The sequence below is a fragment of the Sphingomonas sp. Leaf28 genome (assembly GCF_001421685.1).
In the GTDB taxonomy this organism is placed as follows: Bacteria; Pseudomonadota; Alphaproteobacteria; order Sphingomonadales; family Sphingomonadaceae; genus Sphingomonas; species Sphingomonas aurantiaca.
This window is the reverse complement of record NZ_LMKX01000010.1, coordinates 278,580-304,704: the sequence shown is the minus strand read 5'-3', so window position 1 is coordinate 304,704 and position 26,125 is coordinate 278,580. Positions and strand designations below refer to the sequence as shown.

Genomic DNA, 26,125 nt, shown 5'->3' with positions numbered 1-26,125 from the left:
CCCGTTCGTGGAGCGTGGCATGGCGAGCCTACGCACGTCCATCCATCCCCTTTCCGTGCGTGCCTAGACATCGGCCCAGCGGCGCAGCAGATTATGATACACACCGGTCAGCCGCACGGTTGCCGGATCGCCCTGCCCCTGCGCGGCCACGACCGCCTGCACGCCCTGGTCTAGATCGAACAGGATGCCCCGCGCACCATCGTCGCGCACCATCGACTGCAGCCAGAAAAACGACGCGACGCGCACGCCGCTCGTCACCGGCGCGACGCGGTGCAGGCTGGACGCGGGATAGAGCACCATGTGCCCCGCGGGCAGCTTGACCGATTGCGGCCCGAACCGATCCTCGATCACCAGCTCGCCGCCGTCATAGGTTTCAGGGTCGGCGAGGAAGAGCGTCGCGGACAGATCGCTGCGGATGCGAAAATCGGAGCCGCGCTTGATCCGGACCGCATTGTCGACGTGCAGCCCGAAATCCTGCCCGCCGGCATAGCGGTTGAACAGCGGCGGAAAGACCTTGAGCGGCAGCGCGGCGGCGACGAACAACGCCGACTGGCCGAGCGCATCGAGGATCAGGCCGCCGGCTTCGCGCGCGGCGGCCGATTCCTCGGGCAATTGTTCGTTGCGCTTGGCCAGCGCGCTTTGCGGGCCCGAGGTCGCGTTGCCGTCTATCCAGTCGGCCGCGTCGATCAGCGCGCGGACCCGGGCGACGCAAGCAGGATCGAGCACGTCGGGGATCGCGATCAGCACGTCGCGCCCTCCCGCAACGCCGCGACGCCGCGCGTGCGGAATGCCGGGATCGCGCTGGCCGCCAGCCAGGCCTCGGCCTTGGCGAGAAACGCCGCATTCCCGCGCCGCCCCGCCTGCTGCAACCACCCCAACGCCATCTCGATCTCCCCCGCCGCACCGAGCATCCGCGCGTGATTGAAACAGCCGCGGAAATCGCCGCCCTCGGCCGCCCGGGCGTAACAATCCGCCGCGCGGGCCATATCGCGATCGCACGCCCACCCGTCTTCGGCAAAGCTGCCGACGAAGTTGAGCGCCTTCGCACTCGCGAGCCCCGAGTCCATCGCCACTACCTTCTCCAGCCATGCCAGCGCCGACGGCTTGTCCTCGGCGACGCCCTCACCCAGCGCGAGCAAGGTCGCGTAATTGTACATCGCCCAGTCGAGCCCGCGCTCGGCAGCGATCCGGTAGCACTGCGCCGCCCGCCCCTTGTCGACCGCAGCGCCCCAGCCGAGATCGTAGCAGCGCCCGACCATGTTGAGCGCCATCACGTGATGTTGGGCCGCCGCCTTCGTGAACCAGCCGAGCGCCGCGACAGGATCGGCGACGACACCCACGCCGTCGAGCAGCATCTGCCCATAGACCGCCTGCGCCTCCGCGACGCCCGCGTCCGCCGCCTCGCGCACGAACGCCGCGCGCTCCGCCGGACTTCCGGAGAGGCGCGCGGCGATGGCGTCGGGCGTGAGCGTATCGATCGCCGTCATCGCCATCAGAAGCGCAGGTTCACCGTGCCGAAGACCGTCCGGCCCGCGGCGATCGCGGCATAGTGGTTGGTGAAGGTCTGCGTGAAATAGGTCTTGTTCGTCACGTTCTGCGCGTTGACGCTGAGGTCGATATTGTCGGTCAGCTTGTAGCTCGCGCGCGCATCGAAGCGCCAATAATCGGGGATGCTGCGCGTCAGAATCTTGGTCGCCGCATTCACCGAGACGACGCCCGCCGCGGTCTGCGTCGCGGTCCGGTTGTCGGCATAGCCGCCGATTTGTTCGTCCATGTACAGCGCGGTGCCGCCGATCTGGAGCCGCTTGATCACGTCGATATTGGTCGTCGCGGTGAAGCTGTTCCGCGCGGTCTGTGGCACCTGCTTGCCGGTGTTGACCGACACGACCTGCACGGTCTTTGCCGGCTGGCGAACGGTGGCGACGCCGTTCACCAGTTCCGAGAACGCCGGTACAGTCAGCGCCGTGAAGCCGCCGTCGATGATCTTCGGGTCGAGATGCGTGAAGCCGCCGAACACCGTCCAGCCGGGCAGGATCGTCCCGCTGACGTTGAACTCGACACCGCGGATCCGCGTCTCGCCGATGAACGACGCGGTGTTGGTGTCGTCGAGCACGCGCGCGTTGGAAATGTCCGTCTGGAACACCGCCGCGCCGAGCTGGAGCTTTTCGCCGAACAGGCTCGCCTTTGCGCCCACCTCGTACGACTTGGTCTTTTGCGGCTTCAGCAGGCTGAGCGTCGCGGCCGTGATCGCGTTATCCTCGCGGCCCTCGCCGAGCAGGCTGTTGGGCGGCGTCGCGGCGGTCGCGTAGCTCGCATACAGGCTGGTCTCCGACGTCGGCTTGAACACGAGGCCGGCCTGCCAGTTGAAAAGATTGTCGACGCGATTGACCTTGGTCTGAACAGCGCCCGGCAGCGTAATGGTGGATTCGAACCGGTCGTAGCGCGCGCCCAGGTTGAGGATTAGCGCGGGCATCAGCGTGATCGAATCGAACGCGTAGACCGCCTTCGTGTTCGCGTCGTTCTGCGTCTCGGTCGAGGGCGCGCCCTTCACGATCGGGGTCGCGGTCGTCGACGTGTCGCTCGTATAGTTGACCCACGGCGCATACGGGTTCGGATCGAACAGGCTGACGCAATAGGAGCGCGCGATGGTCGCGGCGTTGCAGCGTGGCGAGATCGTCGATCCGTTGGCTGACACGAACGTGCCGCGGCGGGTCTTCTCCCACGAAATCTCGGTACCGAGCGAGAAGCTGTGCTCGATCCCGCCGGTGGCGAACTTGCCGTACAAGTCGGTCTGGTCGACGATGCTCTCGCTATAGCCGTAGCGCGTGTTACCGCGCGTCCAGACATAGCCGCCGGTCGTCACGTTCGCGCCGGTGTTGGTCGCGGTCGTGCCATACACGTTGCCCTGGCTGTCGTCGGGCAGCGTGAAGATATAGCTCTGGTCGCTGTGCGTGTAGCGCGCGGTGTTGCGCAGCGTGATGCCGCCGAAATCATGCTCGACGCGGATCGTCGCCTGGTTGGTGGTCGCATCGCGGAAATCGCGCGCCGCCAGCCCGTAGAAGTTTTTCCGCGAGACGTAGCCGGTCTGGCCGCCCGCCGTCGTGACGGTGCCGAGCGCGGGCTGCGTCGTGACGTTGCCCGTGCCGGGATGGTTGGCGATCGTGTAGAGATACGGGATGCCGCTGTCGGGCAATTCCGAGCTCTCCATGTGATAGAAGCTCGCGGTCAGCCGCGTCGGCGTGCCGAGCCCGACCGCGAACGACGGCGCGATCCCCCAGCGCTTCTGCCAGATCGCATCGCGGCCTGCGACGTCCTGATCGTGCCACATGCCCTCGATACGAAGGGCGGCGGTGTCCGAAACCTTCAGGTTCACGTCGCCGGTGACGCGCTTATAGTCCGCCTCGCCGTAGCTGGCGCTGAGCGATCCGAAGGTATCGAGCTGCGGCAGGCGCGACAGGACGTTGATCGTGCCGCCTGCGGAGCCGCGCCCGCCGAGCGTCGAATCCGAGCCTCGAACGATCTGGACCGAGTCGACCGCGAACACTTCGCGCGTCTGCGCGGCGAGGTCGCGGACGCCGTCGACATAGATGCTACCCTGGCTGTCGAACCCGCGGATGAACGGGCGATCGCCGATCGGATTGCCGCCCTCCGCCGCGCCGAAGGTGATGCCGGGCACCGTGCGCAGCGCGTCGGCGAGGCTGTTCGAGCCGGTCTGCTCGATCACTTCCTTAGGCAGCACGATCACTGACCGCGGCGTGTTGACCAGCGGCGCGACCTGCTTCGGGCCCTCGTCGTGAATGCGCTGGCCGTTGACGAGGATCTCCTCGCGCTGCTGTGCATCGGTCACCGGTGCCGCCGCCTTGTCGGCATCCGCCGCATAGGCCGGCGCGGTCGCGAAGGCCCCGACGCACGACAGAGCGAGAAACGCAGGCACGGAAGACGAACGCGGCAACGATGCGCGCGGCGACGGTAGCGACATGGACAAACCCCTTTGTTCGTGAGGGGCTCGCTATTGAGAGTCGTTCGCACTGTCAACGCTAATGCGAGTAGTTCTCAACGGAAATTATCGAAGAGCCATGTTCTCAATGCGCTAGCGAGATTGGGCGGATCGTCCGCGACAATGCGGATCGCGTCGATCTCCGCGACGAGCGCCGACAGCGGCAGCGCGATACGCGCCGCCGCCGCTTCGAGCGCCTGCCAGAAGACGGGTTCGAGGCTGATCGAGGTCTGGTGGCCGGCGATGGTGATCGAGCGCTTGACGGGGCCGTGGAAGCCGCCGGCCGGCGCCTCGATCACGCGATGATCACTCTGTGTCGAACAGCGACGCGAGCTGTTCGATGATCGTGCCGCCAAGCTGCTCGACGTCCATGATCGTCACCGCGCGTGCGTAATAGCGGGTAACGTCGTGGCCGATGCCGATCGCGACGAGCTCGACCGGCGACTTGCTCTCGATCCAGCCGATCACCTGGCGCAGATGCCGTTCGAGATACGAGCCCGAGTTCACGCTGAGCGTCGAATCGTCGACCGGCGCACCGTCGCTGATCACCATCAGGATGCGACGTTCCTCAGGCCGTGCGACGAGGCGGGCATGCGCCCACATCAGCGCCTCGCCGTCGATATTCTCCTTCAGCAACCCCTCGCGCATCATCAGCCCGAGCGAGTTGCGCGCACGCCGCCACGGCTCGTCGGCGCGCTTGTAGACGATGTGGCGAATGTCGTTGAGCCGACCCGGCTGCGGTGGACGCCCGGCGGCGAGCCACGTCTCGCGGCTCTGCCCGCCCTTCCACGCACGCGTCGTAAAGCCGAGGATCTCGGTCTTCACGCCGCAGCGCTCGAGCGTGCGCGCGAGGATATCCGCGCTGATCGCCGCGATCGAGATCGGTCGGCCACGCATCGATCCCGAATTGTCGATCAGCAGCGTCACGACGGTGTCGCGGAAATCGGTTTCGCGTTCGGCCTTGTAGCTCAGCGACAGCGTCGGGTTGACGATCACGCGCGCGAGGCGCGCCGCGTCGAGAATGCCCTCCTCCTGATCGAAATCCCACGACCGCGACTGCTGCGCCATCAGGCGGCGCTGCAAGCGGTTGGCGAGCTTCGACACGGTCGATTGCAGATGCACGAGCTGCTGGTCGAGATAGCCGCGCAGCCGCGCGAGTTCGTCGGCGTCGCACAGCTCGGTAGCGGCGATCACCTCATCGAACTGCGTGGTCCACGGCTTATAGTCGAACGCGCCGCCCATGTCCGCGAACGGACGGTTCGGGCGGACGGGCTGCATCCCTTCCTCACCATCGTCACCAGGCTCGCCGTCGATGTCGTCCATCGACTCGTCGCTCTGCTCCTGGCCGTCGCTTTCCTCGTTCTGCTGCTCGGACTGTTCGCCCCGCGCCTCGACTTCGCCCTGGCCATCCTCGCCCTGGTCGTCGCCTTCGTCGCCCTCGTCCTGCTGCTGCTCGTCGGTGCCTTCGTCCTTGGAGCCGCCCTCTTCGCTTTCCTCGGGGACCTGGTCGCCCTCGACCAGTTCCAGCTCCTGCAGCATCTTCCGCGCGAGACCCTGAAACGCCTTCTGGTCGTCGAGCGCATAGGCCAGCGCGTCGAGATCGGTCTTGCTCTCGATCCACTCACGCACCAGCGCGAGACCGGGCGCGGCGATCGCGGGTGATTCCTGCCCGGTCAGCTTCTCGCGCACCAGCAGGCCGAGCGCGGTCGACAGCGGCACCTCGTCGCGATTGCGCGCGCGCGTGATCGGATCGGCGCGCAGCCGCACGTCGAGCGCCCGGTCAAGATTGTCCGCGATCCCCGCATAGCCGCGCGACCCGAGCGCCTCGATCCGCGCGGTCTCAACCGAGTCGAACACCGCGCGGGCTACCGCTTCAACCGGCGCAGCACGGGTGTGCAGCGCGATGTCGTGCAGCTTGAGCCGGAGCGCGAAGCCGTCGGCGAACCCACGCGCCTCCGCCACCTGCTCGGCCGGCAAGGCGCGTGCGGGCATCGGCACCTTGATGTGCTTGCCGCTCTGCGTCGGCGCGTCCGCGGTGAAGGCGAGCTCGACCTCGGGCTCCTCCGCGATCGCGCGTGCCGTACCGGCCAGAACCGCCTTGAAGCGATCGAGAGGCGTTTCGTTCGCCAAAAGCTTACGCCTTGCCTACCACGCTCTCGGGGAGATCCTTGCCGAACACGCGCTGGTAATATTCCGCCACCAGCGGCCGCTCGGCCTCGTCGCACTTGTTGAGGAATGACAGGCGGAACGCGAAGCCGACATCGCCGAAGATCAGCGCGTTCTGCGCCCAGGTGATGACAGTACGCGGGCTCATCACGGTCGAGATGTCGCCATTGACGAAGCCCTTGCGCGTCATGTCGGCGACGCGGACCATGTTCTCGACGACCTTCTTGCCGTCGGGCTTGTCATATTCGCCCGACTTGGCGAGCACGATCTGTGCCTCGACCTTGGCGGGCAGGTAGTTGAGCGTGACGACGATGTTCCAGCGGTCCATCTGGCCCTGGTTGATCTGCTGCGTGCCGTGATACAGCCCGCTGGTATCGCCGAGGCCGACCGTGTTGGCGGTCGCGAACAGGCGGAACCACGGGTTCGGGCGAATCACGCGGTTCTGGTCGAGGAGCGTCAGCTTGCCCTCGGTCTCCAGCACGCGCTGGATCACGAACATCACGTCGGGGCGGCCGGCGTCATATTCGTCGAACACGAGCGCGGTCGGCGTCTGCAGCGCCCAGGGCAGCAGGCCTTCGCGGAACTCGGTGATCTGCTGACCGTCCTTGAGGACGATCGCGTCGCGGCCGATCAGATCGATGCGGCTGATATGCGCGTCGAGGTTGATGCGGATGCACGGCCACTTCAGGCGCGCCGCGACCTGCTCGATATGCGTCGACTTGCCGGTGCCGTGATAGCCCTGGACCATCACGCGGCGGTTGTGGGCGAAGCCCGCGAGGACGGCGAGTGTGGTGTCCGCGTCGAAGACGTATGCCGGATCGAGATCGGGGACGCGCTCGTCGGCTTCGGAGAAGGCGGGCACTTGCATGTCGGAATCGATCCCGAACATCTCGCGCACCTTCACCATGCGGTCGGGGGCGTCGAGGATCGTGGTCTCGCGGCTGTCGGGCTGGGTATTCGGGATATCGGTCATGTTGGCCTCGTGTTCCCGGTAGCTCTAGGCCAAGCGCGGGCTGTTACTCAACCGCCGCTGTACGATTGGTCGGGCGATTGACCGGATGAGTTAGACGAACCGCTCGCCAGCGATGCGGTTCCGGCAGGCGGATCGTGAAATATCGATCAGAGTAAGTATGGATCACATTCTCGATCCGTCATCCCGGCGAAGGCTGGGATCCAGAGCCGCGATCGTAGCGCGTCTTGGCTCTGGATCCCGGGTCGAGCCCAGGATGACGGTCAGGCGAACGCCGCGGCGCCCTTCAGGTGCTGGTATGCGGCGATCACTTTCTGCAACTCCGATTCGTGCGCACGGTCGCCGCCGTTGCGATCGGGATGATAGCGGCGAACGAGTTCGCTATAGCGTTTGCGCAGCGCGGTCCGGTCCGTATCCGTGCCGAGACCCAGGACGCGCAACGACCGTCGTTCGCCATCGGACAACACGCGGCCGTCCTTGCGGGCCGCCGCCATCCGTTCGCCGAAGCGCGCGCCGATCGCGTCGATCGGGTCGGCGAAGTCCGCCCATTTGGGCGGCGTGTCGCCACCGCCATGCGCAAACGCGCGCGTTTCGCGTTCCCAGCCCGCCATCGGTCGCTGCGCATGATGGATCTCGTCGGCGGTCATCCCGTCGAAGAAATTATAGCCCGCGTTGAACGCGCGGACATGCTCGAGGCAGAACCAGCGGAACTGCGGCGGCCCGCCATCGCTCGGCCCTTCCAAAGGCGGCGCGCGAAATTCGCCCGGCTCTTCGCAGTCGCGCCACATGCAGACGCGCCCCGTCCCTTCCACACGGCCGTGAAACCGCGGGCTAGGTCGCTCTTTCCGCTCTTTTCGATCGTCGTCCGCCACCGGCTCCCCGCGCTTCCAAAACGGGCTATATAGGGCGCATGACAGACCTCGCCACCGGCTCCGTACAGGACCAGATCACCGCGCGCCTCACCACCGCGCTTAACCCCACGCACCTGACGGTCGTCAACGAGAGCGGACTCCATGCCGGCCACATGGGTGACGACGGCACCGGCGAGACGCATTTCCGCGTCGAGGTGGAAACGCCGACATTCGAAGGCCTTACTCGCGTCGCGCGTCAGCGGCTCGTGAACCAGGCGCTTGCCGAGTTGTTGAGCACGAAGATCCACGCGCTTGCCATCAAGGCCCGCGCGCCCGGGGAGATTTGATGGCGTACAAGCTCTGGTACTGGCCGTCGATCCAGGGGCGCGGCGAGTTCGTCCGGCTCGCGCTCGAAGCCGCGGAGATCGCGTATGAGGATTGCGCGCGGACGGTCGGCGAAGAGGGTTTGCTCGCCGATCTGAACGACCGCACCGGTCGCACGCCGTTCGCGCCGCCCTATCTCGAACTGGACGGCCTGGTCATCGCGCAGGTGGCCAACATCCTGATGTATCTCGGCGAACGGCATTCGATCGCGCCGTCGACCATGGCCGACCGGCTGTGGCTCAACCAGCTGCAGCTGACGATCGCGGACCTCGTCGCGGAGGTCCACAACGTCCACCATCCGGTTGCGATGATGGACTATTACGACGACCAGAAGCCCGAGGCCGCGCGCGCTGCGAAGCAGTTCCGCGAGGAGCGCCTACCGAAGTTCCTCGGCCATTTCGAGGATGCGGCGCAGGCCAATCCGGGCGATTGGCTCATCGACCACCGATGGAGCTATGCCGACACCTCGCTGTTCCAGATCGTCGAGGGGCTGCGCTACATGTTTCCGCAGCGGATGAAGACGCTTGAGCCCGAGTATCCCAATCTTATCCGCATACACGATCAGGTCGCCGAGCTGCCGGGGATCAAGGCGTATCTGGAAAGCGACCGCCGGATCGCCTTCAACACCGACGGCATCTTCCGCCATTATTCCGAACTGGATGCCGCATGAGTCTTGGCAGCCTCCTCACAACCAGCACTGTCCCGTCCAGCACCTCCCCGGCGACGGCCGGGGTCCAGTTGGGGGACAGGCATAACGATGGGCAGCCCGTCGCCATATCGACCTTTCCAACTGGGCCCCGGCCTTCGCCGGGAAGGTGCATCGGGCTGTGAGAACCCCGCGCCCCGCCGCACGCATCCTGCTGGTCGACGGCGAAGACCGCGTGTTGATGTTCCGCTTCACCCCCAACGATCGCCCGCCGCTGTGGTGCACGCCCGGGGGCGCGGTCGATCCGGGCGAGAGCTACGCCGCCGCCGCCCGCCGCGAACTCTGGGAAGAGGTCGGCCTCGACATCGACTGCGGCCCCGAGGTCGCGCAGCGGACGATCGACTTCCTGACCTTCGACGGCGTCGCGGTGACCGCCGACGAACGCTATTTCCGGATCGACATCGACCGCTGCGAGGTGAAGGCGGGCAATCTTACCGAACAGGAGAAGCAACTGCTCGTCGGTCACCGCTGGTTTTCCCGAAACGACATCGCCGCGCATGACGAAACCATCTATCCAGCAGACCTGGTCGACCTTCTCGACGCCTCGGAACCTGCCAAGGGATAGCGCACATGCTCGATGATTTCGTCCTTCAGACCATCCTGCCCTCGACGCACGATCTCGGCGGGTTCAAGGTCCACCGCACTTTGCCGAACAAGGCGCGGACGATGGTCGGCCCGTTCCTGTTCTTCGACCAGATGGGCCCCGCGCATCTCGAGGTCGGGTCGGGCATCGACGTCCGCCCGCATCCGCACATCAACCTGTCGACCGTCACCTATCTGTTCGACGGCGCGATCGACCACCGCGATTCGCTCGGCACGCAGGCGCGGATCGAGCCCGGCGCGGTCAATCTGATGACCGCGGGCCACGGCATCGTCCATTCCGAACGCTCGCCCGGCGACGAGCGCGCCGGGGGGCCGAACCTGTCGGGTATCCAGACCTGGCTGGCGATGCCCGAGGCTGTCGAGGAGATCGATCCCGCGTTCGAGCATGTCACCAAGGCGCAACTGCCGGTAATCGAGGCGCACGGCGCGCGATCGCGGATCATCATGGGGAGCCTCTGGGGCCAGACCGCGCCGACCACCACCTATTCGGGGACGATCTACGCCGACATCGCGCTCGATCCCGGCGCGAGCGTCCCGATCGACGCGGCGGCGGAGGAACGCGCGATCTATCTCGCGATGGGCGAGGCGACGCTGGAGGGCGTGAAGCTGGAACCGCAAGTACTCTACGTCCTGCGGCCCGGCATAGCGGCCACGCTCCGCTCGGCGACCGGCGGCCGCGCGATGCTGTGCGGCGGCGATGCGTTCACGACGCCGCGCCACGTCTGGTGGAACTTCGTCAGCTCGAACCGCGACCGGATCGAACAGGCCAAGCGCGACTGGAATGCCGGCAATTTCCCGAAGGTCCCCGGCGACGAGAAGGAATGGATCGAGATTCCGGCAGTCCCCAAGACGGTGAGCTACCCCTGACACATCCTCCCCCGCCAGAGGGAGGGAGATCGCGCCGTCAGCTCCCCTCCCGCAAGCGGGAGGGGTTGCTCCTTCTTCCCCCCTCCCGCTTGCGGGAGGGGGCGGGGGAGGGCATGATCAAAGGGCAGCGCGAGCGGGTAGGCCCTCCCCTAACCCCTCCCGCCAGCGGGAGGGGAATGATGACGGACCTGCAACGCATCGCGCTGTCCACCGGCGTAGAGCTCGATGTGGCGATCACCGGCGATCCGGCGAACCCGCCCGTCATCCTCCTCCACGGCTTCCCCGAATCGCACCGCACCTGGCGCGCCATCGCGCCCGACCTGTCGCGCGATCATTATGTCGTCGCGCCGGACCAGCGTGGTTTTGCGCGATCGTCGAAACCCGACGGCGTCGACAGCTACACCCCCGACAAGATCGTCGCCGACCTGATCGCGCTCGCCGATCACCTCAAAATCGACCGCTTCACGCTGGTCGGTCACGACTGGGGCGGCGCGGTCGCATGGATGGCGGCGTTGCGGCACCCGGAGCGCATCGCCAGGCTCGCCATCATCAACGCGCCGCATCCGCTCGTCTTCCAGCGAACCATGTTCGACGACCGCGAACAGCGCGCCGCCAGCCAGTATATCCGCGCCTTCCGCAACCCAGATCTCGAAAAACATATCGAGTCGATCGGGCTCGAAACCTTCTTCGACACCAGTTTTTCCAAGCATGCGGACCTTGCCACGATGGCCGAGGAGAAGGCCGCCTATCTCGACGAATGGGGCCAGCCGGGCGCGATCACCGGCATGCTCAACTGGTACCGCGCGAGCGCGATCGTCGTCCCCGCGATGGACGAGACCCCGCCCCGCCCCGCCTTTCTCGACGCACCCTTCCCGCCGATGCGGATGCCGGTGCTGGTCATCTGGGGCATGCGCGACACCGCGTTGCTGCCGAGCCAGCTCGACCTGGCCGACTATGTGCCCAAGCTTACGGTCGAAAAGGTCGATGCGGGGCATTTCGTACCTTGGGAGAAGCCCGAGGCGGTGATCGCCGCGATGCGCCGCTGGGGAGTCTGACACCCCGCCCCCGCTCCCCCAAAAACCGTCATCCCAGCGAATGCTAGGTTCTCCCCGTTCGAGCCGGCGCGACCGCCCCGATGAGATTCCGGTTTTTGCTGGGATGACGGGCGGGGCGGCAGCGATGGAACGCTTGCCCGCCACCTGTCTGGATCCTGACAGCCGCATTCTGAAACCGTTCACCGCGGCGGGAGCAAAACCCCTGTCATGCCGTTTGATACGGCGTCGAAGACAGGAGAGCAGTCATGCGTAAGATGATCCTCGCGGCCGTTGCCGCCGCCACCTTGGTTCCCACGTTCGCCACCGCGCAGAGCTACGGCGAAGTCCGCCGCGATCAGCGCGAAGTCCGCCAGAGCCAGCGCGAACTCCAGCAGGCACGCCGCTATGGCGACCGCGGCGACATCCGCGAAGCCCGCCGCGAGCTGCGCGAAGACCGTCAGGAGCGCCGCGAGGACTGGCGTGACTATCGCCGCACGCACGGCAACGTCTATCGTCGCCCTGCCTATGTCGGCCCGCGCGGCTATCGCTATCGTCCCGTGAACGTCGGCTACCAGTTCGCGCCGAACTATTACGGCCGTCAGTACTGGATCAACGACTATCAGACGTACCGCCTCGCGCGTCCGGCTTACGGCTATCAGCGCTGGGTCCGCTACGGCCGCGACGTCGTCCTGGTCGACACGCGCAACGGCCGCGTCGCACAGGTCAACAACGGCTTCTTCTACTGAGCCGATCGATGCCGGCCGGGAGCGATCCCGGCCGGCTCAACCCTTCTCGTACGCGCCGCGCCGCATGACGTAATCGCGCGTCTCATAGGGAGCGGAGAGCCCTTCGACCCACGCGCCATGCGCATGTGTCAGCGCCACCAGTTCCATCGCGCGTTCGCCCGGCCAACCGCGTACGCGCACCTCGTGCCGGTGCAGATCGCGATTGGGCTCCATCATCACCCAGCCCAGCGGTCGCTCGATCGTTGCGCGCGCGCCCGCCGACGCCATAGCGACCCGGATCCGCTCGCGCGACGCCGCGGGCAGATACTGCCACACCACCGAATGCATCAGCACACGTGTGACGCCCTCGCGCTGCGGCTCGGCCAACCGCGCCTCGACCCAGTCCGCCGCCTCGCCTTGCGCCAGATCGACGCCCTCCTCGCGCACCATCGCGATCGCCGCCGCGAGCCGCGCCTGCCGCTCGACCGCATCGACCCAGACATACGCTTCGAGCCGCGCCGCGGCGGCGGGATCGGCGACATCCACCGGCTGGATGTCGACGCCGCGAGTCGACTCTATCGCGACCGGCGCGGTTGGCGGTGGCGCACCCCGCCATTCGGGGCGGATCGTCACCGGCGATGCCAATGGCCCGACCGCCACGCCGCCAAGGTCGAACCGATAGGCGTCGATCAGCAGGTTGAGCCCCGCGCTCGATCCGATCTCGAGTAGCTCGAACCGTGGCCCGTATCGCTCGGCCAGGTGCAAGATCCCGGTCATCATGCCGGCGGACCGCGCCGCCTCGTTGGTCTGTGGCGGCCCGTCGAGCCACGGCAGCAAGGCCGCATCCTGCGCGACGAGCGTCGCCTTCACCGTGGCCGCAACGCGCGTCGGGTCGGTCTCCGCGCCAGAGAACACCGCCGACAGCGCCGGGTCCACACCCGCGCGGTGCAGCGCGTGCAGGCCGCCGACCAGACGCAATGCCAGCGCATCGGCGACCGGCTCGCCCGCCCAGTCGAGCGCCCGCCGTCCCGTCGCGCTGTCGCGATCGAGCGCGTGCGCCAGCGCCGTGCAGACCCGCGCCGTCACCGGCGCGTCCATCGCGGTGCAATAGCCCGCCTGGATGTCGAAGCACGCGCGGTTTGCCGGTTCATTTGCCATGTGCAGGTTGTTGCACCCGCCAAGCCCCACCCGTAAAGCCCGGCGCGTGCCTGACTCCCAGATCATTATCGCCGTCCCCAAGGGACGTATCCTCGCCGAGGCCCTGCCGCTGCTCGCGCGCGCAGGCATCCATCCCGAAGCGTCGTTCTCCGACGAGAACAGCCGCGCGCTGCGTTTCGCGACCAACGATCCGGACATCTCGCTGATCCGGGTGCGCGCGTTCGACGTGGCGACCTTCGTCGCGCACGGCGCGGCGCAGCTCGGCATCGTCGGTTCGGACGTGATCGCGGAGTTCGGTTACTCGGAACTCTACGCGCCGGTCGATCTCGGCATCGGCCATTGCCGACTGTCGGTCGCCGAGCCCACCGCGATGGCGGCCAAGGACGATCCACGCGGCTGGAGCCACGTCCGCGTCGCGACCAAATACCCGCACGTGACCGCGGCGCATTTCGCAGACCGCGGCGTCCAGGCGGAATGCGTGAAGCTCAACGGTGCGATGGAATTGGCCCCGACGCTCGGCCTCGCGCCGCGCATCGTCGACCTCGTCTCGTCGGGCCGCACGCTGCTCGAGAACGGCCTAGTCGAGGTCGAAACGATCATGGAAGTCACCAGCCGCTTGGTGGTCAACCGCGCCGCGATGAAGACACGCGCACGGGTCGTGCCCTTGGTCGAGGCGTTCCGCCGCGCGGTCGAGTCGCAGGAGATCGCAGCATGACAGCGCTATTCTACTCCCCTTCCCGCATGCGGGAAGGGGCTGGGGGTTGGGCTCGCGCTATCCTCCAGCGTAACGCCCGCGGTGAGCGCGTGCCCACCCCCAACCCCTCCCGCATGCGGGGGGGGGGCGAGTGATCCGCCTTTCCACCACCGACGCGGACTTCGCGACGCGCTTCACCGCGCTCGTCGAGGACCGCCGCGAATCCGACGCCGGCGTCACGCAGGATGTCGCCGCGATCATCGCCGCCGTCCGTCGCGATGGCGAGACCGCGATCCGCGACCTCACGCACAAGCACGATCGCCACGACCTCGAGAGCACCGGCTGGCAGATCGACGCCGCCGACTGCAAGGCCGCGTTCGACGCGCTCGAGCCTGAGTTGCGCACCGCGCTCGAACTCGCCGCGACTCGCATCCGCGCCTATCATGAGAAACAGCGCCCGCTCGACAGCGACTCGGTCGACTCGGCGGGCGTCCGGCTCGGCGCGCGCTGGTTGCCGGTCGACGCCGCGGGCATCTACGTCCCCGGTGGCCGCGCCGCCTACCCCTCGTCGCTGCTGATGAACGCGATCCCCGCCAAGGTTGCAGGCGTCGGCCGTCTCGCGATGGTCACGCCGACCCCGGACGGCCAGATCAACCCGCTGGTCCTCGCCGCCGCGCATCTCGCCGGTGTCGACGAGGTCTGGCGCGTTGGCGGCGCACAGGCCGTTGCCGCGCTCGCCTATGGCGCCGGTCGGATCGAACCGGTCGACGTGATCACCGGCCCCGGCAACGCGTGGGTCGCGGAGGCCAAGCGCCAGGTCTACGGCGTGGTCGGCATCGACATGGTGGCGGGCCCGTCGGAGATCGTCGTCGTGGCGGATGCGCTCAACGACCCCGAATGGACCGCCGCCGACCTGCTCAGCCAGGCCGAGCATGACGTGACGACGCAGTCGATCCTGTTCACCGACGATGCCGCCTTCGCGGACAAGGTGGCGGACGCGGTCGACCGCCAGTTGCGCGACCTCGCCACCGAGGCGGTCGCGCGCATCGCATGGGACACCAACGGTGCGATCGTCGTCGTCGATACGCTGGCGGACGCGATCCCGCTGGTCGACCGACTCGCCGCCGAGCATCTCCAGCTCGCCATCCCCGATCCGCAGGGCTTTTTCGACCGCATCCGCCATGCAGGCTCGGTGTTCCTCGGCCGCTACACCCCCGAGGCGATCGGCGATTACGTCGCGGGGCCGAACCACGTCCTGCCGACCGGCCGCCGTGCGCGCTTCGCCAGCGGGTTGTCGGTGCTCGACTTCATGAAACGCACCAGCTTCCTGGCGCTCGACGAAGCCGCGCTGCGTGAACTCGGCCCCGCGACCGTCGCGCTCGCCAACGCAGAAGGTTTGCCCGCGCATGCCAAATCAGTGGCGCTGCGGCTTCGCCTCAACCACTGATTTTGTTCGCGCGGAGGCGCGGAGACGCGGAGGTGTCGACCTCGCCGCGCAGCGGCCCTCCGATCAGAGGCCAACAAGGAGATCGAAGCGGCTGCGCCGCACGCAACACCTCCGCGTCTCCGCGTCTCCGCGTGAACCAATCTTCTTCGCCTAGACACAGGCGAGACGCTAAGGGCTGACACGCAAGCCCCCCGCGCGTACAGGCAACCGCTTATGTCCAGAACCGCCCCCCGCACAAAGGCGCGCGCCGCCGCGCGTCTCGCCGCCGTCCAGGCGACCTACCAGCATGAGATGGAGGGCACCGCGATGCCCGTCCTGCTCAACGAATTCCACCAGCACCGGCTCGGCGCGACGATTGAAGACGTCGAATATGCCGAGGCCGATGTCGATTTCTTCGACGACCTCGTGACCGGCGCCAACGCGCGCGCGGGCGAGATCGACGTGCTGATCGAGGGCAAGCTCGCCAAGGGCTGGACGCTCGCCCGTCTTGACAAGCCGATGAAGGCGATCATCCGTGTCGGCACCTACGAACTGCTCGCACGCAAGGACGTGCCGGTTGCAGCCGTCATCAGCGAATATGTCGACGTCGCGCATGCCTTCTACGACAAGCGCGAATCGGGCTTCGTTAACGGCCTGCTCGACGGCATCGCGAAAGAAGTACGTAGCTGAGGACCTCCCTCTCCCCTCCGGGGAGAGGGTCGGGGTGAGGGGCTGCCAAGCAGTGCGGCGCCTGGAACGGCCCCTCACCCCAGCCCTCTCCCCGGAGGGGAGAGGGAGCAGACCATGACCGAAGCCGAGTTCATTGCCGCGCTCCGCCGCCTCCCGCTCCACCCGGCGGCGCGTAGTCTCAACGACGACACCGCGCTGCTCGACGCAGGCCCGCTCGTCGTGACCACCGACACGCTGGTCGAAGGCGTGCATTTCCTGCCCAGGGACCCGCCGCAGGACGTCGCGTGGAAGCTGGTCGCGACCAATCTCTCCGACCTCGCCGCGAAGGGAGCGATCGCCGAGGGAATCCTCCTCAACTACCCCTTGCGCGACGCCGCGTGGGACCGCGCCTTTCTCGACGGGATCGCCGAGATCCTCGCAGCGTTCGACACGCGGATCATCGGTGGCGATACCGTCACGCTGCCGCCGGGCGCGCCGCGCATCCTGACCGTCACCGCATTCGGCAGCGACGCCGCCGCGCCGGCGCGGGGCGGTGCGCGCGCCGGCGATGCGCTCTACGTCACCGGCACGATCGGCGATGCCGGCGCGGGGCTCGCCATCGCGCTCGGCGAGGACGGCCCGCCCGAACTTCTGGCTGCGTACCGGCGCCCGCAGCCGCGCCTCGCCGACGGCCGCCTCCTCGCGCCGCAGGTTCATGCGATGATGGACGTGTCCGACGGCCTGCTGATCGACGCCGCGCGGATGGCGCGCGCGAGCGGGCTCGCGGTGGCGATCGACCTGGCCGCCGTGCCGTTGTCGGCGGCCTATCGTGCGGTCTCGGGCGACCGGATCGCGGCGGCGACCGCGGGCGACGACTATCAGCTCCTCTTCGCCGCGCCCGAAGAGTTCGTCACGGACGCGACGCGGATCGGCGCGTTCTCGACCGGCGCGGGCCTTACCCTCCACGACTCGGGCACGCCCGTCCCGCTCCCGGCAAGTCTAGGCTATGAGCACGCCCGGCGGGGATAACTTGCGCAATACCCCTGCACTGATAGGCTCCTGACATCGGGACTCGGCAAAGCCGAGACCGGAGGAGGAACTGGAAAAGGGATAGCGCCGTATGACGACCGTCTATTTGGCCATGATCTGCGGCGTCATCGCCGTGCTGTACGGCTTCGTCACGAGTCGACAGGTGCTCGCCGCCTCCCCCGGCAATGAAAAGATGCAGGACATCGCCGCCGCCATCCAGGAGGGCGCAAAGGCCTATCTCGGGCGGCAATATACCACGATCGCGATCGTCGGCGTCATCGTCGCGGCAATCCTGCTGTTCACACTCGGTCGGATCTCGACGATCGGCTTCGTCATCGGCGCGGTGCTGTCCGGCGTCGCGGGCTACGTCGGGATGAACATATCCGTCCGCGCCAACGTTCGCACAGCCGAAGCCGCGCGCACGTCGCTGCAAGCCGGGCTGACGATGGCGTTCCGCTCGGGTGCGGTCACCGGCATGCTCGTGGCGGGGCTCGGGCTGCTCGCGATCAGCGCGTTCTTCTGGTATCTCACCGGCCCCGCGGGCCACGCCCCCAACGACCGGATCATCGTCGAAGCACTCACTGCGCTCGCCTTCGGTGCGTCGCTGATCTCGATCTTCGCGCGGCTCGGCGGCGGCATCTTCACCAAGGCGGCAGACGTCGGTGCGGATCTCGTCGGCAAGGTCGAGGCGGGCATCCCCGAGGACGACCCCCGCAACCCCGCGGTCATCGCCGATAACGTCGGCGACAATGTCGGCGACTGCGCGGGCATGGCCGCCGATCTGTTCGAGACCTATGTCGTCACGCTTGGCGTCACGATGATCTCGATCGCGCTGCTGATCCAGGCGAGCGGTGCCGAGCTGATGCGGCTGATGACTCTCCCGCTGCTCGTCGGCGGGGTGTGCATCGTCACCTCGATCATCGGCACGTACATGGTCCGCCTTGGCGGCGGCAGCATCATGGGCGCGCTCTACAAGGGCTTCTTCACCTCGACGATCCTGTCGATCCCAGCGATCTATCTCGCCACGCAATATGTACTCGGCGATCTCCACCGCGTGATCGGCGGCGCCGGCTTCCTCGATCCCGCCACCGACGATCTCACCACGCAGGCCGCGCCGTCGCTCACGCAGAGCTTCACCGGCATGGACCTGTTCTGGTCGATGATGATCGGGCTCGTCGTGACCGGGCTGATCGTGTGGATCACCGAGTATTACACCGGAACCAACCACCGCCCGGTCAAGAGCATTGCCAAGGCGTCGGAGACCGGCCACGGCACCAACGTCATCCAGGGCCTCGCGATCAGCCTCGAATCGACCGCGATGCCGACGCTCGTCATCGTCGTCGCGGTGATCGTCGCCTATCAGCTCGCCGGGATCATCGGCATCGCGTTTGCCGCCACCGCGATGCTCGCGCAGGCGGGGATGGTCGTCGCGCTCGACGCCTATGGCCCCGTCACCGACAATGCCGGTGGCATCGCCGAGATGGCGGGCCTGCCCGACGACGTCCGCCAGCGGACCGACGCACTCGACGCGGTCGGCAATACCACCAAGGCGGTGACCAAGGGCTATGCGATCGGCTCGGCGGGGCTCGCCGCGCTCGTGCTGTTCGGCGCGTACACGACCGATCTCGCGACCTATTTCCCCGACGTCACGGTCGATTTCAGCCTGTCGAACCCGTACGTCATCGTCGGGCTGCTGCTCGGCGCGCTGCTCCCCTATCTGTTCGGCGCGTTCGGGATGACCGCGGTCGGTCGCGCCGCCGGCGCGGTCGTCGAGGAGGTCCGTGAGCAGTTCCGGACCAATCCCGGCATCATGCTCGGGACCAGTCGCCCCGATTACGCGCGGACGGTGGACCTCGTGACGAAGGCGGCGATCCGCGAGATGATCGTACCCTCGTTGCTGCCGGTGCTGTCGCCGCTCGCGGTGTATTTCATCATCACCGCAGTCGCGGGGCAGGCCGCCGGGTTCGCGTCGCTCGGCGCGATGCTGCTGGGCGTGATCGTCTCAGGGCTGTTCGTCGCGATCTCGATGACCAGCGGCGGCGGCGCGTGGGACAATGCCAAGAAATATATCGAGGATGGCCATCACGGCGGCAAGGGCAGCGAAGCGCACAAGGCCGCGATCACCGGCGACACGGTCGGCGATCCCTATAAGGACACTGCCGGCCCTGCGGTGAACCCGATGATCAAGATCACCAACATCGTCGCACTGCTATTGCTCGCGGCGCTGGCCGGCGGCGCAGTCGGCTGACCCGCGTGACACGGGCCGGGCGCGGCCGGGGGGATCCAGCCCCCGTGCCGCGCCCCGCCCGTCGCGAAAGAGAGGCGTAACCTCGACCGAATTCGACAGGAACCTTGCAGCACTACGGGGTCATTCCGCCTGCGCCTCTTGCCCCGGTGATCGAACGCGATAGTCTGTGCGATCGGTCGTCGGGGGATGGCCGGGGGGAGAGACTTATGACGTGGCGCATGTTTACGCTGGCTAGCGTGCTGGTTCCGGCGATGATCGCCGCACAGACCGCAGTCCCCGCACCGACACGGGACATCGCCCCTTCCACCGCACAGCCAACGCCCGCCGCAACGAACGCCCGCGTCCCGGTAGAAACCTTCGCCAAGCTCCCCGGCATCGAGAACCCGAAGATGTCGCCCGATGGTACGCGGATCGCCGCCAAGATGGCGATCGGCGGCCAGCAGGTGCTCGTCGTCGCGCCGCTGTTCCCCGGCGGCAAGGTCGCGGCGGTGAAGGTGGGAGCGAGCGTCGACATCAACTGGTGGCGCTGGGTCGGCGACGACTGGCTGGCGGTCGGCGTCGGCTCGCAGGACGTGCTGTACGGCGAGGACATCTATGTCACGCGCACGCTGGGCGTCAAAGCCGACATGACCAAGGTCAACCGGATCGACTGGACGCATTCCGGTGTCCGCGCGGACGACGTCTTGTGGACGGCAAGCGACGGCACGCCGCGCATCCTGTTGTCCCGGCAGACCGGCATCGAAAGCGAAAGCCAATGGTATCCGCAGGTCGCCGAGGTCGATCTGTCGACCGGCCGGACGAAGACCGTCGCCAGCGGCCAAAGCAACGTCTTCGACTGGTATGCCGATGGCGCGGGCGTCGTCCGGATGGGCTATCGTTATGACGACGATTCGCGAAAAAAGGCCCTGCTCTACCGCAGTACGAACCGCGATCCGTTCAAGGTGATCGCCTCCGCACGCGGCAGCCAGACCATCGTCATCCCCATGACCTTTCGCGCCGACGGCAGCGCGATTGCGAGTGATGATTCGGGGGGGCGTGATGAAATCTATGAGGTTTCGCTGCCCGATCTGAAGCTCGGGAAGAAGTTGTATGGCGCGGAGGGCTATGATGTCGACGGGATCGTCGAGAACGCGACCGGCGACGATATCGACGGCATCACGGTCACCGATCGCTTCGGCCATACGATCTGGCTGAACCCGAAGCTGAAGGAGATCCAGGACGCCGTCGACAAGGCGGTCGGCACGCGGCGCGCGCGGATCGTTTCCTGGGATCGCACCCGGTCGAAATTCCTGGTCCAGGTCGGATCGCCGTCACAGGCCGGCGCGCTGTATTTCTACGATCCCGCCAACGGATCGATGCAGCGTTATTCGTGGCAGAACACCGATCTGAAGGGGCGCATGCTGTCGCCGGTGACGACGATCCGGTACATGGCGCGCGACGGCGTCGAGATAGAGGCGCTGCTGACATTGCCGCGTGGCCGCAGCCCCAAGGCCCTGCCGCTGATCGTGTTGCCGCATGGCGGCCCGTTCGCGCGCGATTCCGAGGACTGGGACTGGTGGGCGCAATATCTGGCGGAGACCGGCTATGCGGTCGTCCAGCCCAATTATCGCGGATCCTCCGGCTACGGCACCGTCTTCGCCAGACGCGGCGAAGGGCAATGGGGCCTCAAGATGCAGGACGATCTGAACGACGCGATCGTCGACCTTGCAAAGAAGGGCATCGCCGACCCGAAGCGCGTCTGCATGGCTGGCGCTTCCTATGGCGGCTATGCGGCGATGCGCGCCGCGCAGCGCGACGGCGCGCTGTATCGCTGCGCCATCTCCTATGCCGGCGTGTCCGACCTGCAGGCGATGCAGCGCTACGACGGCAAGTTCCTGTACGGCAAGACGCGCGGCGACTGGCTGAAGAAGCAGGCGCCCGATTACCGCAGCGTCTCGCCGCGGTTCGGCGCCGCCGATTTCTCGATCCCGATCCTGATCCTGCACGGCCGCGAGGACAAGCGCGTCCCGGTGAAGCAATCGCGGATGATGGCCGCCGCGCTGAAGGAGGCGGGCAAGCCCTATGACTATATCGAACAGCCGCTCGGCGACCATCATTTCACCCGCGCCGAAGACCGGCTGGAGTTCCTGAAGGCGATGGGGGCATTCCTGGCGAAATATAATCCGGCGTAGCGACCGGTCGCATCCACCGCGGCCACCGCCGCGAAAGCGCCGGAACGGAGCAAATCCATCGACGACGGATGCATCTCGCTTGGACGAACGCCGGTTTGCCCCGGCATCCTCCAGCGATGCGAAACCGGCCCGAAAACCATCTCTTCTACGGCGACAACCTCGCCGTCCTTCGCAAGGAAGTCGCCGACGAGAGCGTCGACCTGATCTATCTCGACCCGCCGTTCAATTCGAACGCCAATTACGGCATCCTGTTCAAGGAACCCGACGGCAAATCCTCCAACGCGCAGATCGAGGCGTTCGAGGACACCTGGCACTGGAACGAACGCGCCGAGGACGCCTTCGACCAGGTCCAGCGGAGCGGCAACACCAAGGCGTTCGACCTGCTGAACGCGATGCGCGGGTTCCTCGGCGACAACGACATGATGGCGTATCTGGCGATGATGGCGGTCCGCCTGCTCGAGTTGCACCGCGTGCTCAAACCGACCGGCAGCCTGTATCTCCACTGCGATCCGACCGCGAGCCATTATCTCAAGCTGCTGCTCGATGCGACGTTCGGGAAGCGCCATTTCCAGAACGAGATCATCTGGAGCTATCGTCGCTGGCCCTCGGTATCGCACCGCTTCCAGCGGATGCACGATTGCCTGTTGTTCTACACCAAGCGCGAATCCGGCAATTTGTTCAACACGCTCACCGGGCCGCCCTCGCCGAGTTCGCAAAAGCGGTGGAAGGGCGCACTGCAGAAGGTCACGTTCACCGCAGCCGGTGTCCGCAATCCGACGCTGGAATCGGGCGTTTCGCTGGGCGTCGCGATGAACGACGTCTGGGACATCCCGATCATCGCGCCGGTCTCGAAGGAGCGGCTGGGCTATCCCACGCAAAAACCGGTGGCGCTGCTCGAACGCATCATCGCGGCGTCGTCGAACGAGGGCGACGTGGTGCTCGATCCGTTCTGCGGGTGTGGCACCGCGGTGCACGCGGCGGAAAAACTCGGTCGGCAATGGATCGGAATCGACGTCACGCATCTCGCCATCTCGCTGATCGAAAAGCGGATGAAGGACGCGTTTCCCGCCGTCACCTTTACCGTCGAGGGCACGCCGAAGGATCTCGCCTCCGCGTACGATCTCGCGCTCAGGGACAAATACCAGTTCCAGTGGTGGGCGGTGTCGATGGTCGATGCGCTGCCGTTCGGCGGCCGGAAGAAGGGCGCGGACGGCGGGATCGACGGGCTGATCTATTTCAACGACCATGACGTCGCATCGGGCAAGATGGTCACGCACCGCGCGATCGTGTCGGTAAAGGGGGGGCTCAACCCCGACACCGCGATGGTCGAGACGCTCGCCGCGACGATCGCGCGCGAAAAGGCGCCGATCGGCATCCTGATCATGAACGCCAAGCCGACGCGCGAGATGGAGCGCCGCGCCGCCGCGGTGGGGATCTACCGCGCGGGTGTCGACGAGACGTTTCCCAAGCTCCAGATCCTGACTCTCGCCGATCTGTTCCAGGGCCTGCGTCCGCGCATCCCCAATGTCGACCGCGCCGCCTTCCGTCGCGCCGCGCGGGAAGCGACCGTGTATCAGGCGAGCCTGTTGTGAGTGCGCCGGACTGTCGTGATCGCAATCGCGCCGTCATCCTGACGAAGGGTTGCATAGCGCGTCCTTGTTTCCCGCGTACCGGACGACGATATTTACAGTTCGATCAGCGGCCATGGGCATCGGGCCCGTGACCGTCCTTCGGCCGTGCTTTCCTTTTTCGCGAACCTGCGGTAAGGGCGCTCGTCCCGAAATTCCCCCAATTCAGAGATTATATTTGGCCAAGGAAGAACTGCTCGAGATGCGCGGCCGCGTGGTGGAACTCCTCCCCAACGCGATGTTCCGGGTTCAGCTCGAAAACGACCACGAGATTCTCGGTCACACCGCCGGCAAGATGCGCAAGAACCGCATCCGCGTGCTGGTCGGCGACGAGGTGCTGTGCGAACTCACGCCCTATGATCTGACCAAGGGTCGCATCACCTACCGCTTCAAATAAGCCCGTGGGTGCATCCGCACCCCTGCTTAGATCATAAGGCGCGTGCCCCGGCACGCACCGCTTCATAACGAGGCACCAATGCTGGTCCTGGCCTCTTCCTCGCCCCGCCGCCGCGACCTGCTCGCGCGGCTCGGCGTCGTGCCGTCGCGCGTGGCATCCCCCGACATCGACGAGGCCCCGCGCAAGGCCGAACCACCCCGCGCCTATGCGTTGCGCCTCGCGGTCGAGAAGGCCTGCGCGGTCGCGCGTGGCGAGGGCGAGATCGTGCTCGCCGGCGATACGACGATCGCGCTCGGCAGCCGTATCCTGCCCCCCGCCGACACGGTGGAGATCCAGCGCGACCTGCTCGGCAAGCTGTCCGGCCGGCGCCACCATTGCCTGTCCGCGGTCTGCGTGATCGACGCGGCGGGCAAGGTGCGGACCCGGATCGCCGACACGGTCGTCGCGTTCAAGCCGCTCTCGGCCGCGGAGATCGACGCGTACATCGCGTGCGGCGAAGGGCTCGGCAAGGCCGGCGGCTATGCGATCCAGGGCCGCGCCGAGGCGTTCGTGCGCTTCCTGTCGGGCAGCCATTCGGGCGTCATCGGCCTGCCGCTGTTCGAAACACGCGCGCTGTTGAAGACCGCAGGCCTCGCGCTTGCCTGACGCAGGGCCCGTGTGGCTCTACGAAGCCGGCATCGGCGAAGCCCGCGCTGCGCTGGTGCAGGATGAGCAGATTATCGAAGCCGCGATCGAGCGCGAAGACGATTGCGCGCTGAAAGTCGGCCTCGTCGCCCGCGCGCGTCTCGTCGAACTGCTGCCGGGTCGGCGTGGCCGCGTGACGCTCGATGGCGGCGACGCGCTGATCAACCACCTTCCCCCCGGAATCACGCAAGGCGCCAGCCTGACCGTCGAGATCGTCCGCGAGGCACTGCCCGAATCCGGCCGCGCCAAGCTCGCCAAGGCTGTCCCGAGCGATTCGACGCCCTGCCCTGCCCCCACGCTGTACGATCGCCTCGTGGCGACCGGGCTGCCCGTCCTCAGCCCGCGCGCGCACGAACCCGATGCGCTGGAGGCGGCGGGATGGTCGGAATTGCTCGACGAGGCGATGAGTGGCGAGATCGTCTTTCCGCTCGGTGCGCTGCGTTTGTCGCCGACGCCGGCGATGACGCTGTTCGACGTCGACGGCGCGCCGCCGCTCGACGCGCTGGCGATCGCCGCCGCGCACGCGGTTGCGCGGGCGATTCGCCGGCACGGGATCGGCGGGTCGATCGGCATCGATTTTCCGACCATCGCCGGCAAGGCGCAACGCGGCGCCGTCGCCAGCGCGATCGACGAATCGCTGCCGCCCCCCTTCGAGCGCACCGCGATGAACGGCTTCGGCTTCCTGCAGATCGTTCGCCCGCGCTCGCGTGCGTCGATCCCCGAGATCCTGCGCGCCGATCCGGTCGGCGCCGCGGTGCGCGCGACGCTGCGTACGCTCGAGCGGACCCCGCCGACCGCGTCGCGCCGCCACACGCTGCCTGCCAGCGTCCACGCACGCCTCATGGCGCGCGCCGAGTGGCTGGCGGAACTCGCACGCCGCACGGGCGTCGTCCACGAACTGGAGAGTGCCTGATGTCCGCGACCGCCACGTCCGTCAAATGCCCGATCTGCGACCAGCCCGCGGTGCCTGCGTACAAGCCGTTCTGCTCGAGCCGGCACCGCGACCGCGATCTGTTGCAGTGGCTGGGCGAAGGCTATCGCATCCCCGGACGCGCAATCTCGCAAACGGGGCTGGACAGCGCCGAAGACGCCGACTAAACGCGCCCTTCCGATCGCAAGGTCGGACCCTCTTCCGGTCCCAGACCGGACGTGCCCGGATAGCTCAGTTGGTAGAGCATGCGACTGAAAATCGCAGTGTCGGCGGTTCGACCCCGTCTCCGGGCACCATTTTTCTTCTAGCGATTTCAATGGGCGACGGCCTTGCCGGGCAGCGCCCGAGCCAGACGCTCGCACAGCCCCTCCCCGCGCGTTCTCGTCACCGTACTGCCAACTCCTCGCAGTTCGCTTTGCGTGGCTTTCTATCGGCGAGTGTCGCTGACTTGCGACGACACTGTCGGGAGGGACCGCGTCGCCAACACCAGGCATGGGTCGATCGCGTCGAGATCATCGACGACGAAACCATCACGTACGGAAACCCGCAGGTCGTGACTGGAAGAATGGAGATGTTTGTGGGGACACCACTAGGCTAGCCATCCTCGGGATGGACAGTCAGCCTTCCCAATATAGTGGGAAAACTGGAGCGGGCGAAGGGATTCGAACCCTCGACCCCAACCTTGGCAAGGTTGTGCTCTACCCCTGAGCTACGCCCGCTCTGGCGCCTATGTCTCCGGTCTGAAGCGACACGGTGACTGGGTGAGGCGCGCTGTTAGCCCGGGGTT

At 66.9% G+C, this 26,125-nt stretch carries 25 protein-coding genes and 2 tRNA genes; 18 read left to right on the top strand and 9 right to left on the bottom strand.

Annotated elements, in window-relative coordinates; genetic code table 11:
* Positions 1-63: 63 nt before the first annotated feature.
* The 7 genes from ASE79_RS16925 to ASE79_RS16895 all read right to left on the bottom strand — a co-directional run bounded on the left by ASE79_RS16925 (position 64) and on the right by ASE79_RS16895 (position 7,921).
* On the bottom strand, positions 64-747 hold the full coding sequence (locus tag ASE79_RS16925) for a Fe2+-dependent dioxygenase (RefSeq protein ID WP_056419362.1): 684 nt from the start codon (positions 745-747) through the stop codon (positions 64-66).
* Positions 741-1,487, bottom strand: a complete 747-nt coding sequence (locus ASE79_RS16920; RefSeq protein WP_056419754.1) for a tetratricopeptide repeat protein — start codon at positions 1,485-1,487, stop codon at positions 741-743. The genes ASE79_RS16925 and ASE79_RS16920 overlap by 7 nt, the downstream gene beginning before the upstream one ends.
* Before the next feature lie 5 nt (positions 1,488-1,492).
* Positions 1,493-3,979: a TonB-dependent receptor gene (locus tag ASE79_RS16915; protein ID WP_056419358.1), complete on the bottom strand. Its 2,487-nt coding sequence runs from the start codon at positions 3,977-3,979 to the stop codon at positions 1,493-1,495.
* A gap of 74 nt (positions 3,980-4,053) precedes the next feature.
* Entirely contained in the window at positions 4,054-4,296 is a 243-nt protein-coding gene (locus ASE79_RS16910; protein ID WP_056419354.1) for a ribbon-helix-helix domain-containing protein, read from the bottom strand.
* 7 nt (positions 4,297-4,303) lie between these two features.
* A complete protein-coding gene (cobT, locus tag ASE79_RS16905) occupies positions 4,304-6,127 on the bottom strand; it encodes a cobaltochelatase subunit CobT (protein WP_056419349.1) in 1,824 nt (607 codons plus the stop codon).
* 4 nt (positions 6,128-6,131) lie between these two features.
* Positions 6,132-7,136, bottom strand: coding sequence for a cobaltochelatase subunit CobS (gene cobS, locus ASE79_RS16900; protein ID WP_056419347.1), 1,005 nt, complete (start codon positions 7,134-7,136; stop codon positions 6,132-6,134).
* Between the two features lie 260 nt (positions 7,137-7,396).
* Positions 7,397-7,921 carry a J domain-containing protein gene (locus ASE79_RS16895; protein ID WP_082445396.1) on the bottom strand — a complete coding sequence of 175 codons (525 nt, stop codon included), beginning with the start codon at positions 7,919-7,921 and terminating at the stop codon, positions 7,397-7,399.
* A gap of 122 nt (positions 7,922-8,043) precedes the next feature.
* Here ASE79_RS16895 and ASE79_RS16890 point away from each other — a divergent pair, with 122 nt between their 5' ends.
* From ASE79_RS16890 to ASE79_RS16865, 6 genes are all read left to right on the top strand, one after another.
* Positions 8,044-8,331, top strand: a complete 288-nt coding sequence (locus ASE79_RS16890; protein ID WP_056419342.1) for a BolA family protein — start codon at positions 8,044-8,046, stop codon at positions 8,329-8,331.
* Positions 8,331-9,038: a glutathione S-transferase gene (locus ASE79_RS16885; protein WP_056419339.1), complete on the top strand. Its 708-nt coding sequence runs from the start codon at positions 8,331-8,333 to the stop codon at positions 9,036-9,038. Before ASE79_RS16890 ends, ASE79_RS16885 begins: the two co-directional genes overlap by 1 nt.
* A gap of 217 nt (positions 9,039-9,255) precedes the next feature.
* A complete protein-coding gene (locus tag ASE79_RS16880; RefSeq protein ID WP_416354521.1) occupies positions 9,256-9,639 on the top strand; it encodes an NUDIX hydrolase in 384 nt (127 codons plus the stop codon).
* A 5-nt stretch (positions 9,640-9,644) separates the two neighbouring features.
* Positions 9,645-10,544: a pirin family protein gene (locus tag ASE79_RS16875; RefSeq protein WP_056419333.1), complete on the top strand. Its 900-nt coding sequence runs from the start codon at positions 9,645-9,647 to the stop codon at positions 10,542-10,544.
* Positions 10,545-10,723: 179 nt separating this feature from the next.
* Positions 10,724-11,599, top strand: coding sequence for an alpha/beta fold hydrolase (locus tag ASE79_RS16870; protein ID WP_056419751.1), 876 nt, complete (start codon positions 10,724-10,726; stop codon positions 11,597-11,599).
* Between the two features lie 245 nt (positions 11,600-11,844).
* The gene (locus ASE79_RS16865; RefSeq protein WP_056419330.1) at positions 11,845-12,324 is read left to right on the top strand and encodes an RcnB family protein; all 480 of its coding nucleotides are present in this window, start codon (positions 11,845-11,847) and stop codon (positions 12,322-12,324) included.
* A 36-nt stretch (positions 12,325-12,360) separates the two neighbouring features.
* Here the strand turns inward: ASE79_RS16865 and ASE79_RS16860 are convergent, their stop codons facing one another.
* Positions 12,361-13,461 carry a DUF2332 domain-containing protein gene (locus ASE79_RS16860; RefSeq protein ID WP_056419327.1) on the bottom strand — a complete coding sequence of 367 codons (1,101 nt, stop codon included), beginning with the start codon at positions 13,459-13,461 and terminating at the stop codon, positions 12,361-12,363.
* A 46-nt stretch (positions 13,462-13,507) separates the two neighbouring features.
* On the opposite strand from ASE79_RS16860, the gene hisG reads away from it, so the two are divergent.
* The 12 genes from hisG to ASE79_RS16800 all read left to right on the top strand — a co-directional run bounded on the left by hisG (position 13,508) and on the right by ASE79_RS16800 (position 25,634).
* The gene (gene hisG, locus ASE79_RS16855) at positions 13,508-14,176 is read left to right on the top strand and encodes an ATP phosphoribosyltransferase (RefSeq protein WP_200910401.1); all 669 of its coding nucleotides are present in this window, start codon (positions 13,508-13,510) and stop codon (positions 14,174-14,176) included.
* A 130-nt stretch (positions 14,177-14,306) separates the two neighbouring features.
* Complete coding sequence (gene hisD, locus ASE79_RS16850; RefSeq protein ID WP_056419321.1) at positions 14,307-15,602, top strand: histidinol dehydrogenase; 1,296 nt, start codon at positions 14,307-14,309, stop codon at positions 15,600-15,602.
* Between the two features lie 213 nt (positions 15,603-15,815).
* Positions 15,816-16,271: a transcription antitermination factor NusB gene (gene nusB, locus ASE79_RS16845; protein ID WP_056419319.1), complete on the top strand. Its 456-nt coding sequence runs from the start codon at positions 15,816-15,818 to the stop codon at positions 16,269-16,271.
* 114 nt (positions 16,272-16,385) lie between these two features.
* Positions 16,386-17,279 (top strand): thiamine-phosphate kinase, encoded by an 894-nt coding sequence (gene thiL / locus ASE79_RS16840; RefSeq protein WP_056419317.1) that lies wholly within the window; start codon positions 16,386-16,388, stop codon positions 17,277-17,279.
* 91 nt (positions 17,280-17,370) lie between these two features.
* Positions 17,371-19,527: a sodium-translocating pyrophosphatase gene (locus tag ASE79_RS16835; RefSeq protein ID WP_056419315.1), complete on the top strand. Its 2,157-nt coding sequence runs from the start codon at positions 17,371-17,373 to the stop codon at positions 19,525-19,527.
* A gap of 206 nt (positions 19,528-19,733) precedes the next feature.
* Positions 19,734-21,698, top strand: a complete 1,965-nt coding sequence (locus ASE79_RS16830) for an alpha/beta hydrolase family protein (RefSeq protein WP_082445395.1) — start codon at positions 19,734-19,736, stop codon at positions 21,696-21,698.
* Positions 21,699-21,814: 116 nt separating this feature from the next.
* Positions 21,815-23,290 carry a DNA-methyltransferase gene (locus ASE79_RS16825; RefSeq protein ID WP_056419312.1) on the top strand — a complete coding sequence of 492 codons (1,476 nt, stop codon included), beginning with the start codon at positions 21,815-21,817 and terminating at the stop codon, positions 23,288-23,290.
* Between the two features lie 214 nt (positions 23,291-23,504).
* A complete protein-coding gene (infA, locus tag ASE79_RS16820; RefSeq protein ID WP_031441079.1) occupies positions 23,505-23,723 on the top strand; it encodes a translation initiation factor IF-1 in 219 nt (72 codons plus the stop codon).
* A 78-nt stretch (positions 23,724-23,801) separates the two neighbouring features.
* Positions 23,802-24,368 (top strand): Maf family protein, encoded by a 567-nt coding sequence (locus tag ASE79_RS16815; RefSeq protein WP_056419309.1) that lies wholly within the window; start codon positions 23,802-23,804, stop codon positions 24,366-24,368.
* Between the two features lie 10 nt (positions 24,369-24,378).
* Positions 24,379-25,320: a ribonuclease gene (locus tag ASE79_RS16810; RefSeq protein WP_235517005.1), complete on the top strand. Its 942-nt coding sequence runs from the start codon at positions 24,379-24,381 to the stop codon at positions 25,318-25,320.
* Positions 25,320-25,505, top strand: a complete 186-nt coding sequence (locus ASE79_RS16805; RefSeq protein WP_056419304.1) for a DNA gyrase inhibitor YacG — start codon at positions 25,320-25,322, stop codon at positions 25,503-25,505. The genes ASE79_RS16810 and ASE79_RS16805 overlap by 1 nt, the downstream gene beginning before the upstream one ends.
* 53 nt (positions 25,506-25,558) lie before the next feature.
* A tRNA-Phe gene (locus ASE79_RS16800) sits at positions 25,559-25,634 on the top strand.
* A gap of 348 nt (positions 25,635-25,982) precedes the next feature.
* Here ASE79_RS16800 and ASE79_RS16795 read toward each other — a convergent pair.
* Positions 25,983-26,057 (bottom strand) — tRNA-Gly (locus tag ASE79_RS16795).
* Between the last annotated feature and the right edge of the window lie 68 nt (positions 26,058-26,125).

Coding starts and splice junctions, on each gene's coding strand:
- ASE79_RS16895 (WP_082445396.1), bottom strand. CDS start 7,921: ATGTGGCGCGACTGCGAAGAGCCGGGCGAATTTCGCGCGCCGCCTTTG.
- ASE79_RS16860 (WP_056419327.1), bottom strand. CDS start 13,461: ATGGCAAATGAACCGGCAAACCGCGCGTGCTTCGACATCCAGGCGGGC.
- ASE79_RS16885 (WP_056419339.1), top strand. CDS start 8,331: ATGGCGTACAAGCTCTGGTACTGGCCGTCGATCCAGGGGCGCGGCGAG.
- ASE79_RS16805 (WP_056419304.1), top strand. CDS start 25,320: ATGTCCGCGACCGCCACGTCCGTCAAATGCCCGATCTGCGACCAGCCC.
- ASE79_RS16875 (WP_056419333.1), top strand. CDS start 9,645: ATGCTCGATGATTTCGTCCTTCAGACCATCCTGCCCTCGACGCACGAT.
- ASE79_RS16920 (WP_056419754.1), bottom strand. CDS start 1,487: ATGACGGCGATCGATACGCTCACGCCCGACGCCATCGCCGCGCGCCTC.
- ASE79_RS16915 (WP_056419358.1), bottom strand. CDS start 3,979: ATGTCGCTACCGTCGCCGCGCGCATCGTTGCCGCGTTCGTCTTCCGTG.
- ASE79_RS16830 (WP_082445395.1), top strand. CDS start 19,734: ATGACGTGGCGCATGTTTACGCTGGCTAGCGTGCTGGTTCCGGCGATG.
- ASE79_RS16815 (WP_056419309.1), top strand. CDS start 23,802: ATGCTGGTCCTGGCCTCTTCCTCGCCCCGCCGCCGCGACCTGCTCGCG.
- ASE79_RS16890 (WP_056419342.1), top strand. CDS start 8,044: ATGACAGACCTCGCCACCGGCTCCGTACAGGACCAGATCACCGCGCGC.
- ASE79_RS16825 (WP_056419312.1), top strand. CDS start 21,815: ATGCGAAACCGGCCCGAAAACCATCTCTTCTACGGCGACAACCTCGCC.
- thiL (WP_056419317.1), top strand. CDS start 16,386: ATGACCGAAGCCGAGTTCATTGCCGCGCTCCGCCGCCTCCCGCTCCAC.
- ASE79_RS16865 (WP_056419330.1), top strand. CDS start 11,845: ATGCGTAAGATGATCCTCGCGGCCGTTGCCGCCGCCACCTTGGTTCCC.
- ASE79_RS16870 (WP_056419751.1), top strand. CDS start 10,724: ATGACGGACCTGCAACGCATCGCGCTGTCCACCGGCGTAGAGCTCGAT.
- nusB (WP_056419319.1), top strand. CDS start 15,816: ATGTCCAGAACCGCCCCCCGCACAAAGGCGCGCGCCGCCGCGCGTCTC.
- cobS (WP_056419347.1), bottom strand. CDS start 7,136: ATGACCGATATCCCGAATACCCAGCCCGACAGCCGCGAGACCACGATC.
- ASE79_RS16835 (WP_056419315.1), top strand. CDS start 17,371: ATGACGACCGTCTATTTGGCCATGATCTGCGGCGTCATCGCCGTGCTG.
- ASE79_RS16880 (WP_416354521.1), top strand. CDS start 9,256: ATGTTCCGCTTCACCCCCAACGATCGCCCGCCGCTGTGGTGCACGCCC.